Raw genomic sequence first — 14,702 nt, 5'->3', positions numbered from 1 at the left:
CGGCCGGGGCCAGGCGCAGGGCGGCGACGGCGGTGCGGGCCGCGCGGGCGTCGTGCTCGGAGGCGATGGGGGCGAGCTCGGCCAGCGGATCGGCGCCACCGCGGGCGAGCAGCATGGTGGCCTCGGCGTCGGCGTCGGGGTAGCCCATGGTAAGGCGGGTCATGAAGCGGTCGCGCTGGGCCTCCGGCAGGGCGAAGGTGCCCTCCATCTCCAGGGGGTTCTGGGTGGCGATGACGATGAACGGGTCGGGCAGGGGCAGGGAGCGGCCCTCGACGGTGACCTGCCCCTCCCCCATGGCCTCCAGCAGGGCGGACTGGGTGCGGGGCGTGGCCCGGTTGATCTCGTCGGCGACGACGACGCCGGCGAACACCGGGCCGGGGTGGAAGCGGAACTCGCGGGTGGACTGGTCGTAGACGCTCACGCCGGTGACGTCGGCGGGGAGCAGGTCGGCGGTGAACTGGATGCGGGAGGAGGACAGGTCCAGGCAGCGGGCGAGCGCCAGGGCCAGGGTGGTCTTGGCGACGCCGGGGACGTCCTCGATCAGCAGGTGGCCGCCGGCCAGGAAGGTGGCCAGGAGGAGGTCGATCGCCTCGGTCTTGCCGACGACGACGCGTCCCATCCGCTCGCGCAACGCATCGGTCAGTTCACGCAGGACGGCGGGGGCCATCGGTGTGTGTGCGTCGGCGACGCCGCGGCTGTCAGCGCTGGTCATGCGCCGATTCTGGCAGAGGTCTCCGAGCGGTGGCAGGGGGTGGTGGGCCCTGGCATCGCGGGACCGGGAGCTTCCCGCAAGGGACAAGTTTGTGTGGCCTGAGCATTGACCTGTGTGCGAATATCGCGCATCCTGAGACTACCGTCACAACGCGGCTCGCATTGCGTGGATGCACGCACAGCGCGCCGCAGAAGGAGCGTGAGTCCCGTGTCCCCGACTGTCCCATTGGCACTCGCGGCGGGTCGGATCCTGATCGGCCTGCTGCTGACCGTAAGCGCCTACGCGAAGCGCGCCGCCCCACGGGAGCTGCAGGTGGCCGACGTCGCCGGTTACCGCCTACTCCCCGGACGAGGCCCGCGGGCCGTGGCGATCGCCCTGCCCGCGGTCGAACTGTTCTTGGCGGGCTGCCTGGTGCTGGGCGGGCGCCTGCCCATCACGGAAGTCATCGCCGCAATCCTGCTACTGGCGCTGGCCGGCGCCTCGGCCAGTGTGCTCGCGCGCGGCATCGAGGCCGACTGCGGCTACTTCGGCTCGCGGCTGCGGTGGCGGGTGAGACCCGGCGTCGTCGTAGCGAATGTGGCGCTGGCCGCGGTGCTCGTGGCCGACCTGCTTGTCACCCCGCAGCGCCTGGTGCTGGCAAGCCCCGGCAGCAACATGGTGGTCATCGTGCTGGGTATCGCCGCGGCCTTCAATCTGCTGACGAGTTGGGACAGGTTCCGCCAGCCGCAGCCGGCCTGAGGACCACCCGCCGGGTCGCGCTCTGTACTGGGCGGCCGGATGGCGCAGTGGCCGTACAGGGCCGCATTCATACTCCGCCCGCATCGTGGCCCACTTCAAACGCCGTTACTGCCGGCACACCGTGGCGAATGGTCACTCCGGCAAGATCGGGATCGAGTAGCCAGCTTGCGAACTGAGGCATGTTGTCCGAGTCGGACAACAGCACCGCGGCGTCGAGATGAGGAGCCCCGGTGGAGTCCTGTTTCATCCATGCGTAGATGGTGTAGGGCTTGCCATCTACGTTCTCGTAGGCGCCGGGTGGAAGCAGTTCTCGTTCATCGAGCTTGGAGTACGCCTCCACCAGAAAGTGCAGCCTCACCGCCTCTGACATTCCGAACTCCTGCACGTCACTCCGGTCAGGTGCGCCGACAATGGGATTCTGCAGCGCGGCCACAGCGTAGGACTGCGCGGTCTGCCGCGCCATACCGCCCCAAGCAGGCCCGGCGGTGCCGGCAACGGCATCGGCGGTGGAGTACACCCCGTCGTCGAAGGCATTGAGGAGCATCTGGTTTGTCGCATCCAGCTGCTCTCCCTCATCACCGCGGCCTTTCTCCGCGGCGCCCTGAATGTAACCAAGCAGACGGCCGTCGGGGTGAAGCTTCTGAAGGACCAGGGCACTCGCGTCCTTCAGAGTCGACTTGCCCGCGTCTTGCGAGTCATCGGAGTCGGCGGGCAGCGTATCCAGCGCATCGTCGAGGCGCAGTGAGGTATATCGCCCCGCCGCGGCGGAGACGGTCTGCAGCGCGACATCATCCTTTAGCGTCTCCTGCAACAAGGACCGAACCTCGTATCTGTGACCTTCCTCCCAGCCCGCAGGCATGGAGGCGTTGAAATCGGACGCCTCCGCAGATCGTTGCCCGCCTTTATTGGCGGCCTCGTCTACCTCCTGCATGGAGTTGGCCAGTACCACGGCCACGTTCTGTCGCGAAGTGTCCGTCCACAGGCCGTCCTTACGCCCGGCCATGTCAACCACAGCCTGCTCCGTGATCCACGCAGCACGCTCATCCTTCGTCCCCGTGGTCAGCTGCCGACGCTCCGACGCACCCGCAAAGGCTGCGCTCAGTGCCTCAAAACTAGTCGAGTCCCACTCGCGTCCCTGCAGCCACTCCCAAGTAGTCCCGTCAACCTCTACCGTCTGCTCGGTAGCACGGCCATCAACCGCCGGCGCCAGGAAATCCAAAGCCGCATCAGGCTGCCGCCCCATCGCAGTCAGAATCCCGGCCATCGGATCCCAGGCGCCCCAAGCGCCTTCGGGAGGTGACGCTTTCATCCGCTGCGACTGCCACGCCGGCAGATCATCGCTGGCCTGCTCGTGTGCTCGTAACGCATACCCCAGGTCCTGGAGGAAGTAGTCATTGAACACCCCGCCAGCGGTCGCCAGCGCCCCACCAAGGTCAGTATGTTCGTCGCCGACCGGTTGGCTCCCGACAGCAGCAGGTTGAAGCCGAGCGGCATGTAGTAGGCTGAGCCTCGTCTGTGACTAGCCCGCTCAGTTTCTCGGCGTAGTCCGAGCGATGCTGTGGAGTCCAGGCCGAGGAGTTCGTCGCGGTGCCGAAACAGATCGACAGCGTCGCCTGAGCGGACAACCACGCATCGTTGGTCCGGTCCCAACGGGTCGCGTATTCGGCGTCGGGATCATTCGGATCGTAAGCGGAGAGGTTCTCAGTCTGCTGCAACCGCCGCTGATTGATCGCATAGGCCAGTTCCGCCATGCCCTCAGGCCCCATGACGTCGGAGAACGCTGCGGCGTAGACCTCATCATTCTGATGGTCTGCCACCGAGCCATTAATCAGTTCCAGCAGTTCATCGGGCTTGGCGTTCTTCGCATCCTCCGCTTCGCTTCGAGCCCGGTCCGATGAATCCGCACTCGCCGCGACCGCTGCGGTCTGCTCAGCAGTGGCGAATGCAGTCGGTTCAGCGCTGGGAGCAGCATCGGCCGGATCATTCCAGTTGGGACCAGGGTCCTCCGTACGCGATGACACCCCATCCAGCACCTGCGACGCGTACTTAATCACCAACTCCTCCAACGCCGCCACCGTCGACTCATCAGCATCCTCGGCAACCACGGTGTACATCGTGAACCCGGAACGACCCTCCAACCAATAAGCATAAGCATCCGGATGGTTTGGGTCGGAGTCGAGATAAGAGAAGACACGCGCATCCGTCCCCGGAATCTCACGCCCCTCGCCCCCAGTAATCGTTTCCAACGTAGTGAACGCATTATTGCCGTTCTGACCGAACCCGACCCACGAGTCAGTAGTACTGGAAGCGACAAGTATGCCGCGCTCACCATGAATCCGACAGCCCATCACGCTAGAACGTTCATCTTCAACACTTTCCACCCGACCCACGATAGACGTGACATCATCCTGCTCAAAAACACCACAATACGGACCCACAACCGAATCACCAGCACATCCGCTCACGCAACCCACCGATGCAACCATAAGCAACACCACTAGAACCGAGCGAAGCGGCACCAAACGGCTTAACCTAGGCGAAAACATTGTCAGTGCTCGGGCGATTCAGTGGACATGGGCACAGCCCCACTGGACGAGTCTGCGGTCGGTGCGGCAGACGGCTCGGGACTGGGAGTGCCCGTAGCCGGATCATCACGGTTACGACCGGGATCCTCAGTACGCGAAGCTACACCATCCAGCACCTGCGGCGCATACTTGATCACCAACTCCTCCAACGCCGCAGCCGTCGACTCGTCAGCATCCTCGGCAATCACCGTGTACATGGCAAACCCGGCGCGACCCTCCAACCAATACGCATAAGCATCCGGATGGTTTGGGGTCGGCCCAAGATAGGAGAAGACACGCGCATCCGTCCCCGGAACTTCGCGCCCCTCACCCCCAGTGATCGCCTCCAACGTCGTAAATGCGTTATTGCCGTAACGCCCAAACGAAACCCACGAGTCGTCCGTACCGCTCGCAACCAGTACAGCCCGCTCACCTTCAATACTACAATAGAACACCCCACTAACCCCTTCCTCGACCTCCGTCACACGACCCACAATAGGACTCACATCCTCCTCCGCAATCAACCCACAGTACGGGCCCGCAACCGAATCACCGCTACAACCACTCACGCAACCCGGAACCCCAACGGCTATCAAAACCAGCGCCAAACGAACGAACTTCCGCGAACCGCCATTGAGCGACTTTTGCATTATCCTTTCCCCCTTTTCACTCCTTCATTAAACCCCGCCGTGGATTCTCGAGCATCACGTGAAACCTTGGAGACGTCCGGATCATTGTTGATCCAGCCGGTGAACTCTCTCATGTTGTCAGGGCTTGAATATATAGTGTCTGCGTCAATATGTAGTTTTCCCTCACGGTCCGGCTTCATCCAATCCTTGTCCGTGTACGGCGCGCCGTCTTCATCCTCATACGCACCGGGCGGCAAGAAGCCCCGTTGATCTAGCTTGACATACGTCTCTACCATAAGACGCTGCTCAGCCTCTTTCTGCATGTCGATCGCCTCGTTCTGGGCCTGCTGCGCATTTGACGGTAGAGCATCGCCAGCCGCATCGAGCGCGTAAGACTCCGCTATGCTTAGAGCCTTCCCGGCCACCGCGGACTGCGGTCCCGGAATGAAGCTCAGCCCTTTGCCGAAGGCGTTTAGGATCATTTGGTTTGTCGCGTCCTTCTCGGCAGCAGCGTCGCCGCGCCCCTTCTCTGCAGCACCCTGGATATATCCGAGTAGTTGGCCGTCAATGCGTCTCGTTTGTGCAACCTGGTCATATGCCTCTTGGTATCCGGCATCCGCGGCGAGCTCATCCAATGAGCTATCCATTCGCGAAGACGTGTATCTGCCTGCCGCGTCGGATACGGTCTGCAGCGCGACATCATCCTTTAGTGTCTCCTGCAGGAGCTTCTTTACCTCTTCCGGATGGTAGCCCTCCCAACCGGCGGGCAAGCTGCCGTTGAATGCCGAGTCCTTTCTCGAATTCTCAGTTTCATTGGCGGACTCGTCTATCTCCTGCATGGAGTTGGCCAGTACCACGGCCGCGTTCTGCCGCGAGGTATTAGTCCACAGGCCGTCCTTGCGCCCGGCCATGTCGACAACTGCCTGCTCCGTGATCCACGCAGCGCGCTCGTCCTTCGTCCCCGTCGTCAGCTGCCGATGCTCCGACGCACCCGCGAAAGCTGCGGTCAGCGCCTCAAAACTAGTCGAGTCCCAGGCACGTCCCTGCAGCCACTCCCAAGTAGTCCCGTCAACCTTCACGGTCTGTTCAGTAGCACGGTCATCAACCGGCGGCGCCAGGAAGTCCAAAGCCGCATCAGGCTGCCGCCCCATCGCAGTCAGAATCCCGGCCATCGGATCCCAATCACCTATACTCCCCTCGGGCGAAGACGTCTTCAGCATCATCTCCCGCCACGCCGGGTAACCTTCGCTGGTCTTCTCATGCGCCTGTATCGCATTCCCCAGATCCTGCAGGAAGTACTTGCTGAACACCCCACCGGCCTGCGCAGCCTCGCCATCCAGCTCAGCCGTATTCGCCGCCGTCCGATTAGCCCCTTCCAGCAGCAGGTTGAAGCCGAGCGGCATGTAGTAGGGCTGATCTTCATCCGTGACTAGCCCGGCCAGTTCTTCGGCGTAGTCCGAGCGGTGCTTCGGAGTCCAGGCCGAAGAATTCGTAGCAGTGCCAAAGCAGATCGACAGCGTCGCCTGAGCAGACAACCACGCATCGTTGGTCCGGTCCCAGCGGACGCCGTAGTCGGTATCGGGATCGTTCGGATCATAGCCGGGAACACTCTCAAGCTGCGACTGCCGCTGCTGATTGATCGTATACGCCAAGTCCACCATCCCCTCAGGCCCCATGCGTCGGCGAAGGCAGCGGCATATACATCGTCATCCTGATGCTCCGCCACCGATCCGTTCATCAGGTCCAGCAACTCATCAGGATCCGCATTCTTCACCTTCTCCGCATCGATCTCCGCCTGCACCACCGAGCTGAGATCCTCAGACGAGTTAATCGTCACGGTGTCCGGCAGGTCATAAGTAATGACGCCGTCCGCGTTCATGCTCGCAATGCCGGACTCATTCAGGCGCACGATCTCATTCTTACAGGACTCAATCTCGTCTGCCCTGAGGTTCAGGTTTTCAATAGCAGACGACGCGTCCGGACTGAAGTTGCTCTCGGAGAGAGTGACTTCAGCACTGTTAAACTGGAAATTGATGGAAGTCCTGGCACCCTCGGCGTCAGTGGCAACCTTACGGATTTTAGCAATGGCTGTTTCTAGTTTCTCAGCGTTGAGGGAGACCTTCGTCATTATTGCCCTTCCCCTTCCTCGGTAGCGACCGGTTGGAACCTCTGACATTCCGACTGTATGTCAGCTGCCCTCATCATCGCTTTCCGCGTTCGCTATTGCTGTCGCGAGATCGTCACTGAGGCCGGCGAATACTGCAATCAACGCATCGATATTGGTCTTTGTTAATTCAGCCTCTTCATCCGCCAGCGGGCCCTCCCAGGTGTCGGACGCGTTTACCCAGCCGTGCAGCCCCTCCACAATAGTGCACGCGTACGGGTTCACCAGGTCTATGTCACAGTTCTTACGATCAACATATTCCTTCAGCTCTGTGAGCTTTTCCTTCTCAGACACTTCTTCCTCCAGGGATCCGCGCCATCTCGGGTGTGACGTCGCATCGCTATCACTGTACCGCAACGAACAGGTGACAGCACCTCCGGATGAAGGCCCTTCGGCTCGCGGGATGCTCGGCGGTCTGCACGCAGCGTGTCAGGACCCCGCCCCGCACGTGCCGCACGTTGCCGACGTCACCAACGCAGCAGCCGGCCTGAGGGCTGCCCTGCCCCACCCAGCCGGTGTCTCGCCTCAGACGCCCGAATGCTCCCTACTACGAACTTTTGCACCCTGGTGTGCGGGAAACTGCCGTACACCAGGGTGCAAAAGTTCGTATCAGGAGGCGAAAGCTCGAGGTCACTCCGCCGTCGGCGCCAGCACCGCGGCTCGGCCCGCCTCCAGGCGCGCCACCGGCACGCGGTAGGGCGAGCAGGACACGTAGTCCAGGCCGGCCCGGTGGAAGAAGGCGATGGAATCGGGGTCGCCACCGTGCTCGCCGCATACGCCCATCTTCATGCCCGGCTTGGTAGACCGTCCGCCGTCGACGCCCAGCCGCACCATGCCGCCCACGCCGTCGACGTCGATGGACTCGAACGGGGAGGTGCCGAAGATGCCCGCCTCGATGTAGCGGCCCACGAAGGAGGCCTCCACGTCGTCACGGGAGAAACCCCACGTGGTCTGGGTCAGGTCGTTGGTGCCGAAGGAGAAGAAGTCCGCCTCTTCGGCGATGTGTGCGGCGGTGACGGCCGCCCGCGGCAGCTCGATCATGCAGCCGATCGGGAAGTTCAGTTCGTAGCCGGACTCGGCGGAGACCTCCGCCAGCACCGCCTCCGCGCGCTCCCGGGCCAGCTGCAGCTCCCGCACCGATCCGATCAGCGGGATCATCACCTCCGGGCGGGGATCGCCACCGGCCTTGAGCCGCTCGACGGCGGCCTCGGCGATGGCCCGCACCTGCAGCTCGATCAGGCCGGGCATGGTCAGCAGCAGCCGCACGCCGCGCAGGCCGAGCATCGGGTTAGCCTCGTGGTTGCGGCGCACCACGTTCAGCAGGTCCTCATCGGCCGGGTCCAGGGTGCCGCGCTCGCGGTCTACAGCGACCTTCACACTCAGCTCTGTCAGGTCGGGCAGGAACTCGTGCAGTGGCGGGTCGATCAGGCGCACCGTCATGGGCTTGCCGTCCATCGTCTGAAGCATCTGCACGAAGTCGCTCTTCTGCAGCGGCAGCAGGGCGGCCAGGGCAGCCTCCCGCGCGGCGTCGTCGGTGGCCAGGATGAGATTCTGAACCAGCTGCTTGCGCTCACCGAGGAACATGTGCTCGGTACGGCACAGCCCCACACCCTGGGCGCCACGGTGGATGGCATGGCGGGCGTCGTCGGGGGTGTCGGCGTTCGCGCGCACCTGCAGGCGACGCACCTCGTCTGCCCGCCGCATGATGCGGTCCACACTGGTGATCAGTTCGCGCGTGTCGACGTCACCGGCCGTGTCCAGCGCCTCGTCCAGGCCGCGGCGCAGGTAGGTCATGACTGGGGAGTCGACGACGGCGACCTCGCCCAGGAACACCTCACCGGTGGCGCCGTCGATGGCAATGACGTCGTCGCTGGTCAGCGGGGTCTCCCGCCCGGCCACACGCACGGTCCGGGACTCGACGTCGATGTCCAGGGCCTCCGCACCACACACGCAGGTCTTGCCCATGCCGCGGGCGACCACGGCGGCGTGGGAGGTCTTCCCACCACGGGCGGTGAGCACGCCGACGGCGGCGACCATGCCGGGCAGGTCGTCGGGGTTGGTCTCGCGGCGCACCAGGATGACGGACTCGCCGGCCTCGGCACGGGCGATGGCCTCGGCGTTGTCGAAGGCGATGTGACCGACGGCGGCGCCCGGGGAGGCGGGCATGGCGCGGGTGATCAGGTCACGGCCGGAGTCGTCCCCGAACTGCGGGAACATCAGCTGGTTGAGCTGGTCCCCGGTGACGCGGGTGAGGGCCTCGTCCATGGTGATCAGCTTCTCGTCCACCAGCTGGGTGGCCACGCGGAAGGCGGCCGCGGCGGTGCGCTTGCCGACGCGGGTCTGCAGCAGCCAGAGCTTGCCGCGCTCGATGGTGAACTCGATGTCGCACAGGTCCCGGTAGTGGGTCTCCAGGCGGCGCATGGCGGCGCGCAGCTCGTCGTAGCTGGTCTGGTCCAGGCGCTCGAGGTCGGCCAGGGACAGGGTGTTGCGGATGCCGGCGACGACGTCCTCCCCCTGGGCGTTGACCAGGTAGTCGCCGTACACGCCGGAGCGGCCGGTGGAGGGGTCGCGGGTGAAGCACACGCCGGTGCCGGAGGTCTCCCCCATGTTGCCGAACACCATGGTGCACACGTTGACGGCGGTGCCCAGGTCGTGCGGGATCTTCTCGCGGCGCCGGTAGATGTGGGCGCGCTCGGTGTTCCAGGAGCGGAAGACGGCCTCGGTGGCCATGTCCAGCTGGGCGCGCGGGTCCTGGGGGAAGTCGATGCCGGCGTGGGCGGCGACGATCGCCTTGTACTCCTCGACCAGTTCCTTCAGCGCGTCCACGTCCAGCTCGTAGTCGAGCTTGACCCCGCGCTCGGCCTTCTTGGCGTCCAGGGCGTCGGAGAAGTGATCGCCGTCGACGTCGAGTACGGTCTTGCCGAACATCTGGATCAGGCGACGGTAGGAGTCCCAGGCGAAGCGCTCGTCGCCGGAGGCGGCGGCCAGGCCCTGCACTGAGGCATCGTTCAGGCCGATGTTCAGGACCGTCTCCATCATGCCGGGCATCGAGAACTTGGCGCCCGAGCGCACGGAGACGAGCAGCGGGTCCTCGGCGGCGCCCAGCTGGCGACCGAGCTCCTCCTCGACCTGCCGCAGGGCAGTGGTCACCTGCACGGCAAGCTCGTCGGGGACGACGCCGTCGCGCAGGTAGGCGCGGCAGGCGTCGGTGGTGATGGTGAAGCCGGGTGGCACCGGCAGGCCGAGGCGGGTCATCTCGGCGAGGTTGGCCCCTTTACCGCCCAGGAGGTCCTTCTGGTCCTTGTCTCCCTCGCTGAAGCGGTATACGTACTTGGGCATCTTCGCCTCTTTCTGGTTCTAGTGAGCTGTGCGCCCGCGCGCGTTGACAGCGCACACTCTAATGTGACTTCAGTCCTAATGCCACTACCTGGCGACGTGTCCTCAGACCGCTCATATTTGTACTGACAATACACGCGTGCATCAATCACATGGGCGCGACGCCACTTCTACCGATCTCGGCGGTAACTTCTACCGATCTCGGCGGCAACTTCTACCGATCTCGGCACGTTACTTCTACCGACCTCGCGAGATTAGGGGACCAGAGCGATAACGCCCTCATGGGGACGCAGCCGCAGCCGCCGGGGCAGTGGCTCGCCGTCGGGCCGGCCCTGCGCCCCCGGACGCACCGCGCCCGGGGGCAGAGTGACCGTGCCACCCGTCTCCCCGTCGAGGACTGCCGCCGCAACGCCGCCCTCGAAGCGCCGCCGCCACACCCGGCCCGACTTGTGCACGGGTCCGCGCGGACGCCCGAGATCGGCGTCCATGGCCGAGAACCAGGCCGTGCGCGAATAGTCGTTGTGGCCGGTGGCCGCATAGGACAGCTGCGGAGCACCGGCGCGACGATCCAGAAGAGGGCCAACCCATACAGCCCTTGCTGTGACCCATCCCACACCCGCCCACGTCCGCCCGACGGCGTGCGCAGCAGGCCCAGTCCCGGGCCGCCGAGCTGCTCCGTCTGTGCAGCCGCCGTCGTCGCGTCGAACATGGCATCGTCGCCCCAGCCCAGCCAGCACTCCTCGAAGCCACCGCCCCAGGCGGCGTGCTGACGCCAGCGTCCGGGTTCGCGCCGCGCCTCGGCGATGTTGGGGACCAGCAGCCGGCCAGCCTCGGTCAGAGCCCGGCCTGCCGCCTCCACCAGCTCGCCCAGCGCCTTCCGCAGGCCCGCGACGTCCACCGGGGCGTCCGGGTCACCGACGGCGATGGCGGGCAGCCCCAGGCCGTAGTAGTCCTCGAAGACGTCGTTGTCCGCCATGACACCGTCGAAAGCTGTGCCGTCAAGGGAAGCAGTGACCCGCTCCGTCCAGGCAGCCCGGTAGGCGGGATCCCAGACACGTGCCTGGAAGTGCCCCGGGTAGGAAGACCACTCCACCGGCTCGCCCGCACGCCGAGCGATCCAGCCGCGGTTGCGGGCCTCACTCCAGCCGATGCCCGACGCGCGCCGCTCCGGCGGCTCAAAGATGCGCACCGAGGACAGGCAGCGGTAGGCAAGCACCGTCATGTCCGGGGCGGCGTCCTTCAACCGGGCGGCCGCCACAGTCTCCCAAGGCTGGAGAACAGCCGTGCGATAGTGGGCGATGGCAAAGTCCACTTCTGCGGGCGCAAGCGGCTCACCGTAGCGCAGCCAGGCACCAACACCCGGTCTGGTGCCAGTCATTTGTCGGCCGCGTGCCTGCTGAAGACGCGGCCGGCCCAGCGCCTGGGGCGCCGCGGGGCCCGATGACGTCCCCGCCTCGGCGCCAGCGGCTGGTTTCCACGAGTCCGCTGCTCACCCGCGGTGCGGATGTGGTCGGAGCGACGACGAGTACCGACTCCACCCTCCAGGTACAAGTCGTGGTAGGCGGCGTTGACCTTAAGCAGATTGAAGGCAGCCTCCGCACGGGCCCGGGCGGAACGGCTCATCCGCTCGAACAGGTCCATGTCACCTGTAACCTGTTGGATCCGGTCGGCCATGAGCGTCGGGTCCCCCGGAGGGATGATGAAGCCGCTCGGGTCCAGCACTGTGCCGTCCTGGGCAGTGATGGCCTCCAGGACGATGGGACGCAGGGCACCCACATCGGTGGAGACGGTGGGAATGCCCGCGCCCATGGTCTCCAGGGACACCATGGGCAGGCCCTCGTTGTAGGACGGCAATAGGAAGAGATCCCAGTCGCTCAGGTGCTCGCGCACATCAATGGTGCCCCGCACCGTGATGAAGTCTTCCAGCCCCAGTTCCCCGATGCGCGCGGCGCAGCGCTCGTAGTACTCGGGAACGTGCTCGGTGGGGCCGCATACATCCAGATGGAAGCGCAGACCGCGCTCGCGCAAAATCCGCATGGACTCGATAAGGTCGAGCAACCCCTTGATCGGCACGACCCTGGCGATGTACACCAATCGCCACCGATGGGAGTCCGCTCCTCCGCCACGCAGGGTAGCGATTGCAGCCTGCCGCTCGGCGTAGGCCGCGTCGAACTCGTCGATGACGATGCCGTTGGGAATGACGCGGACCGCGCCCGAGTTGAGTCCCAGGCCCCGCGCCTCTGTCACGGCGTCCGGATACAGGTAGGTGGTGACATAGGCCTCCGGATAGCACAGGTGCCCCATCTCAATCCACCAGGCCATCCACATGCGGTCTCGTCCGCCGACGTCGAAGGTCCGATAGTCCTGCGAGGTAACTGGTTTGTCCATACGTCGTCCGAGCAGGGTGTTGATCGTGTCGCGCACGTAGAGGTTGTGCTCGGTCAGCAAGAAGGATCCGCCGTTCTCCCGGGCGGCATTGGCCGCCAGGAGGGAAGCGTAGCCGGTGGTGTGAGCGTGATATACGCGTGCCCGCGGCATGGTCTCGCCCAAAACGGCGTACGCCAGGGAGAAGAACTCGCGCAAGCACCAGAACAGCTCGCTCAGTGACATTCCCAGTGTGGGCATACGATCGCGATACGTCTCCATGAACTCGGCGGACCCGAGGAGCGCCCACAGCGGATAGCGGCGCGTTGAAGCCGCCATGCCCTCCGCAATCAGATCCCACACTGGCTTGCCCTCACCGGCCGCCAGGGCCTGAAGGGCGTCGATGAGCCGATGCGCCAGGACGAGCCGCTCGCGGTGATTCATGCGCAGGTCGGCGGGCCGACTGGAGGTGAACTCCGGGTGGTCGGCCATCGACAGATACACGACCTTGACCCAACGCACATTACCCGGCATGCCGTATAGGTCGGTGCGCGGGCAGTCATGATCCCAGGTGATGTGGATGATCCCGAAGGTGAGATCGGGGTTGCCGGTGATGATGTCATGAACCACCGCGGACACCCCGCCCTTGAGGTAGGGGTACGTCGACTCCATGACGATGGCGACGTCGACCTCCTCGTAGCGTCCGTCGGCGGGAACGCCATCCGGCAGAACCGCGGATGCGGGAGTTGCGCCGGGCATTGCCTGGTCTTGAGTGCTGCTCACCATGACAGAGCCTTTCGCCAGAAGAAGGAGTACTCGGGTGAGGACCACCGCGCCTGGTAAACGACCATCGAGACGGCGATCAGAGGGACGTCGACCAGCGCGGTCACGGCGAAGGACGCGGTCAGGCCGCTGACCAGCGTGAATACCACCAGCGCTGCCAGCAGATGCGCGCCGGACAAGGCCATCGCCAGAGCCGGGTCCCCGGCGTGGTCGATCTCGTATGCGAGCAGGGTCAGCACCGCCAGCAGCGCCGATCCGAGCGCAACGGCCAGAGCGTCGGCCACAGATGCCGGATCGACCACGGCGATTACCACCACCACGGCAAGTACCCCGAGGACCGCCACGAGTCCGGCACGCACGAGCGCGCGGTTCAGCAATCTAGTGAGATAGCGGCTGCGGTCGTGCAGTGAGTCAATGCTTTCCGACTCCAGTCCCCGATGGAATTCGGTGAGCACGCCTGTGACCCTGGGGGTGGCAATGGCGAAGTAGAAGCTGTAGCCGAGGACCGCGGGCTGCAGGCACAAGTAGGCCAGGGCAATGCGCCACTGTGTGCCCAGGGTCAGGAACAGTAGGAGTTTGTCCGCCCACAGCACACCGCCGAGAATGAGGCCGCGCCCCATGTCGGCCACATAGTCTCCGAGGCGTACCGGGAGCGGGCGGAGCAGGCCGGACAGGGCCGACCTCATCGGCACGATTTGCGTGAGCGCGGCCAGCAGCGGTGGCAGGTACCAGGCTGTCGGAAGCAGTAGAACCGAGGCGGCATAGGCAAGCCAGCCCAGCGCCCAGTGGTGCCGGCGCCGCAGCAGATCCGCCACCATGAGGGATTGGGCGAAGACCATGTTCTCCAGCAGCAGTAAGAAGTGTGCTGCGATCGTCAGCGCTGGCCAGTGCGTGGACGCCGCCACCAGTGCGCTGACCAGCAGCACCGAGACAACAGAGAAGGCCAGCACGGTCGGCCACAGCCGAGCGAACTGCCGGACGCACTGTCTGGGCTCGGCGTCTGCGACCGGCCCCATGAGCCGGTAGACGGGCCCACAGGTGACCTGGCTCAGCCAGGGGACCGCCACCGCAACGCTGACGATCAGGGAGGCAATGGGTACGCCGGCGACGGTATGTCCCACCATCCGGCTCATGGCCAGCGGATAGGACAGTCCCAGGAGGATGGCGGGCGACATGGCCAGAAACAGGGTCTTGACAACCCAAGTGGCCTTACGTCTCAAGAGGGGTTCATCGGGGCCGGTCAAGGGCCTGATCCACCCGGGAAGCGGAGACGCTTGCCGGGTCGCAACAGGCGCGTTCGCAGTCATGAGAAGTATTTCCTTGGTGCGGGAGGCGGCCTGCCGCGTCAGCGGGCAACGAACCCACTAACACGCGCATAGCCAAGTACCTGCGTGCTATCACTACGCGGAACA

General features: G+C 64.9%; 10 protein-coding genes and 1 pseudogene. 1 reads left to right on the top strand and 10 read right to left on the bottom strand.

From position 1 onward, the window contains the following. On the bottom strand, positions 1 to 712 hold a 712-nt coding region (locus BW737_RS05950), incomplete at its 3' end, for an AAA family ATPase (protein ID WP_257210526.1). 207 nt (positions 713 to 919) lie between these two features. On the opposite strand from BW737_RS05950, the gene BW737_RS05945 reads away from it, so the two are divergent. Next, positions 920 to 1,450: a MauE/DoxX family redox-associated membrane protein gene (locus tag BW737_RS05945; protein WP_180272086.1), complete on the top strand. Its 531-nt coding sequence runs from the start codon at positions 920 to 922 to the stop codon at positions 1,448 to 1,450. A 67-nt stretch (positions 1,451 to 1,517) separates the two neighbouring features. Here BW737_RS05945 and BW737_RS05940 read toward each other — a convergent pair whose 3' ends face one another. From BW737_RS05940 to BW737_RS05905, 9 genes and pseudogenes are all read right to left on the bottom strand, one after another. Continuing rightward, complete coding sequence (locus tag BW737_RS05940) at positions 1,518 to 2,852, bottom strand: DUF6571 family protein (protein WP_086614790.1); 1,335 nt, start codon at positions 2,850 to 2,852, stop codon at positions 1,518 to 1,520. Between the two features lie 31 nt (positions 2,853 to 2,883). Continuing rightward, on the bottom strand, positions 2,884 to 3,831 hold the full coding sequence (locus tag BW737_RS05935) for a DUF6571 family protein (RefSeq protein ID WP_143233301.1): 948 nt from the start codon (positions 3,829 to 3,831) through the stop codon (positions 2,884 to 2,886). Between the two features lie 167 nt (positions 3,832 to 3,998). Further along, entirely contained in the window at positions 3,999 to 4,256 is a 258-nt protein-coding gene (locus BW737_RS16720; protein WP_218961801.1) for a hypothetical protein, read from the bottom strand. Positions 4,257 to 4,663: 407 nt separating this feature from the next. Next, positions 4,664 to 6,771, bottom strand: a pseudogene (locus tag BW737_RS05930) (DUF6571 family protein). 60 nt (positions 6,772 to 6,831) lie between these two features. Continuing rightward, positions 6,832 to 7,101, bottom strand: coding sequence for a hypothetical protein (locus tag BW737_RS05925; protein ID WP_086614793.1), 270 nt, complete (start codon positions 7,099 to 7,101; stop codon positions 6,832 to 6,834). A 336-nt stretch (positions 7,102 to 7,437) separates the two neighbouring features. Further along, positions 7,438 to 10,146: a pyruvate, phosphate dikinase gene (ppdK, locus tag BW737_RS05920; RefSeq protein WP_086614794.1), complete on the bottom strand. Its 2,709-nt coding sequence runs from the start codon at positions 10,144 to 10,146 to the stop codon at positions 7,438 to 7,440. 211 nt (positions 10,147 to 10,357) lie between these two features. Continuing rightward, entirely contained in the window at positions 10,358 to 11,521 is a 1,164-nt protein-coding gene (locus tag BW737_RS05915) for a putative glycoside hydrolase (protein WP_257210525.1), read from the bottom strand. Then, positions 11,518 to 13,293, bottom strand: a complete 1,776-nt coding sequence (gene pelF / locus BW737_RS05910) for a GT4 family glycosyltransferase PelF (RefSeq protein ID WP_086614795.1) — start codon at positions 13,291 to 13,293, stop codon at positions 11,518 to 11,520. The genes BW737_RS05915 and pelF overlap by 4 nt, the downstream gene beginning before the upstream one ends. Continuing rightward, positions 13,287 to 14,510: a hypothetical protein gene (locus BW737_RS05905; RefSeq protein ID WP_143233298.1), complete on the bottom strand. Its 1,224-nt coding sequence runs from the start codon at positions 14,508 to 14,510 to the stop codon at positions 13,287 to 13,289. The genes pelF and BW737_RS05905 overlap by 7 nt, the downstream gene beginning before the upstream one ends. Positions 14,511 to 14,702: the final 192 nt, after the last annotated feature.

Origin of the sequence: Actinomyces ruminis (assembly GCF_002154335.2) — a bacterium.
Taxonomy (GTDB): Bacteria; Actinomycetota; Actinomycetes; order Actinomycetales; family Actinomycetaceae; genus Actinomyces; species Actinomyces ruminis.
The sequence above is the reverse complement of the archived record's forward strand: the minus strand, read 5'-3'. Positions and strand labels throughout refer to the sequence as shown.

Coding starts and splice junctions, on each gene's coding strand:
- ppdK (WP_086614794.1), bottom strand. CDS start 10,146: ATGCCCAAGTACGTATACCGCTTCAGCGAGGGAGACAAGGACCAGAAG.
- pelF (WP_086614795.1), bottom strand. CDS start 13,293: ATGGTGAGCAGCACTCAAGACCAGGCAATGCCCGGCGCAACTCCCGCA.
- BW737_RS05915 (WP_257210525.1), bottom strand. CDS start 11,521: ATGACTGGCACCAGACCGGGTGTTGGTGCCTGGCTGCGCTACGGTGAG.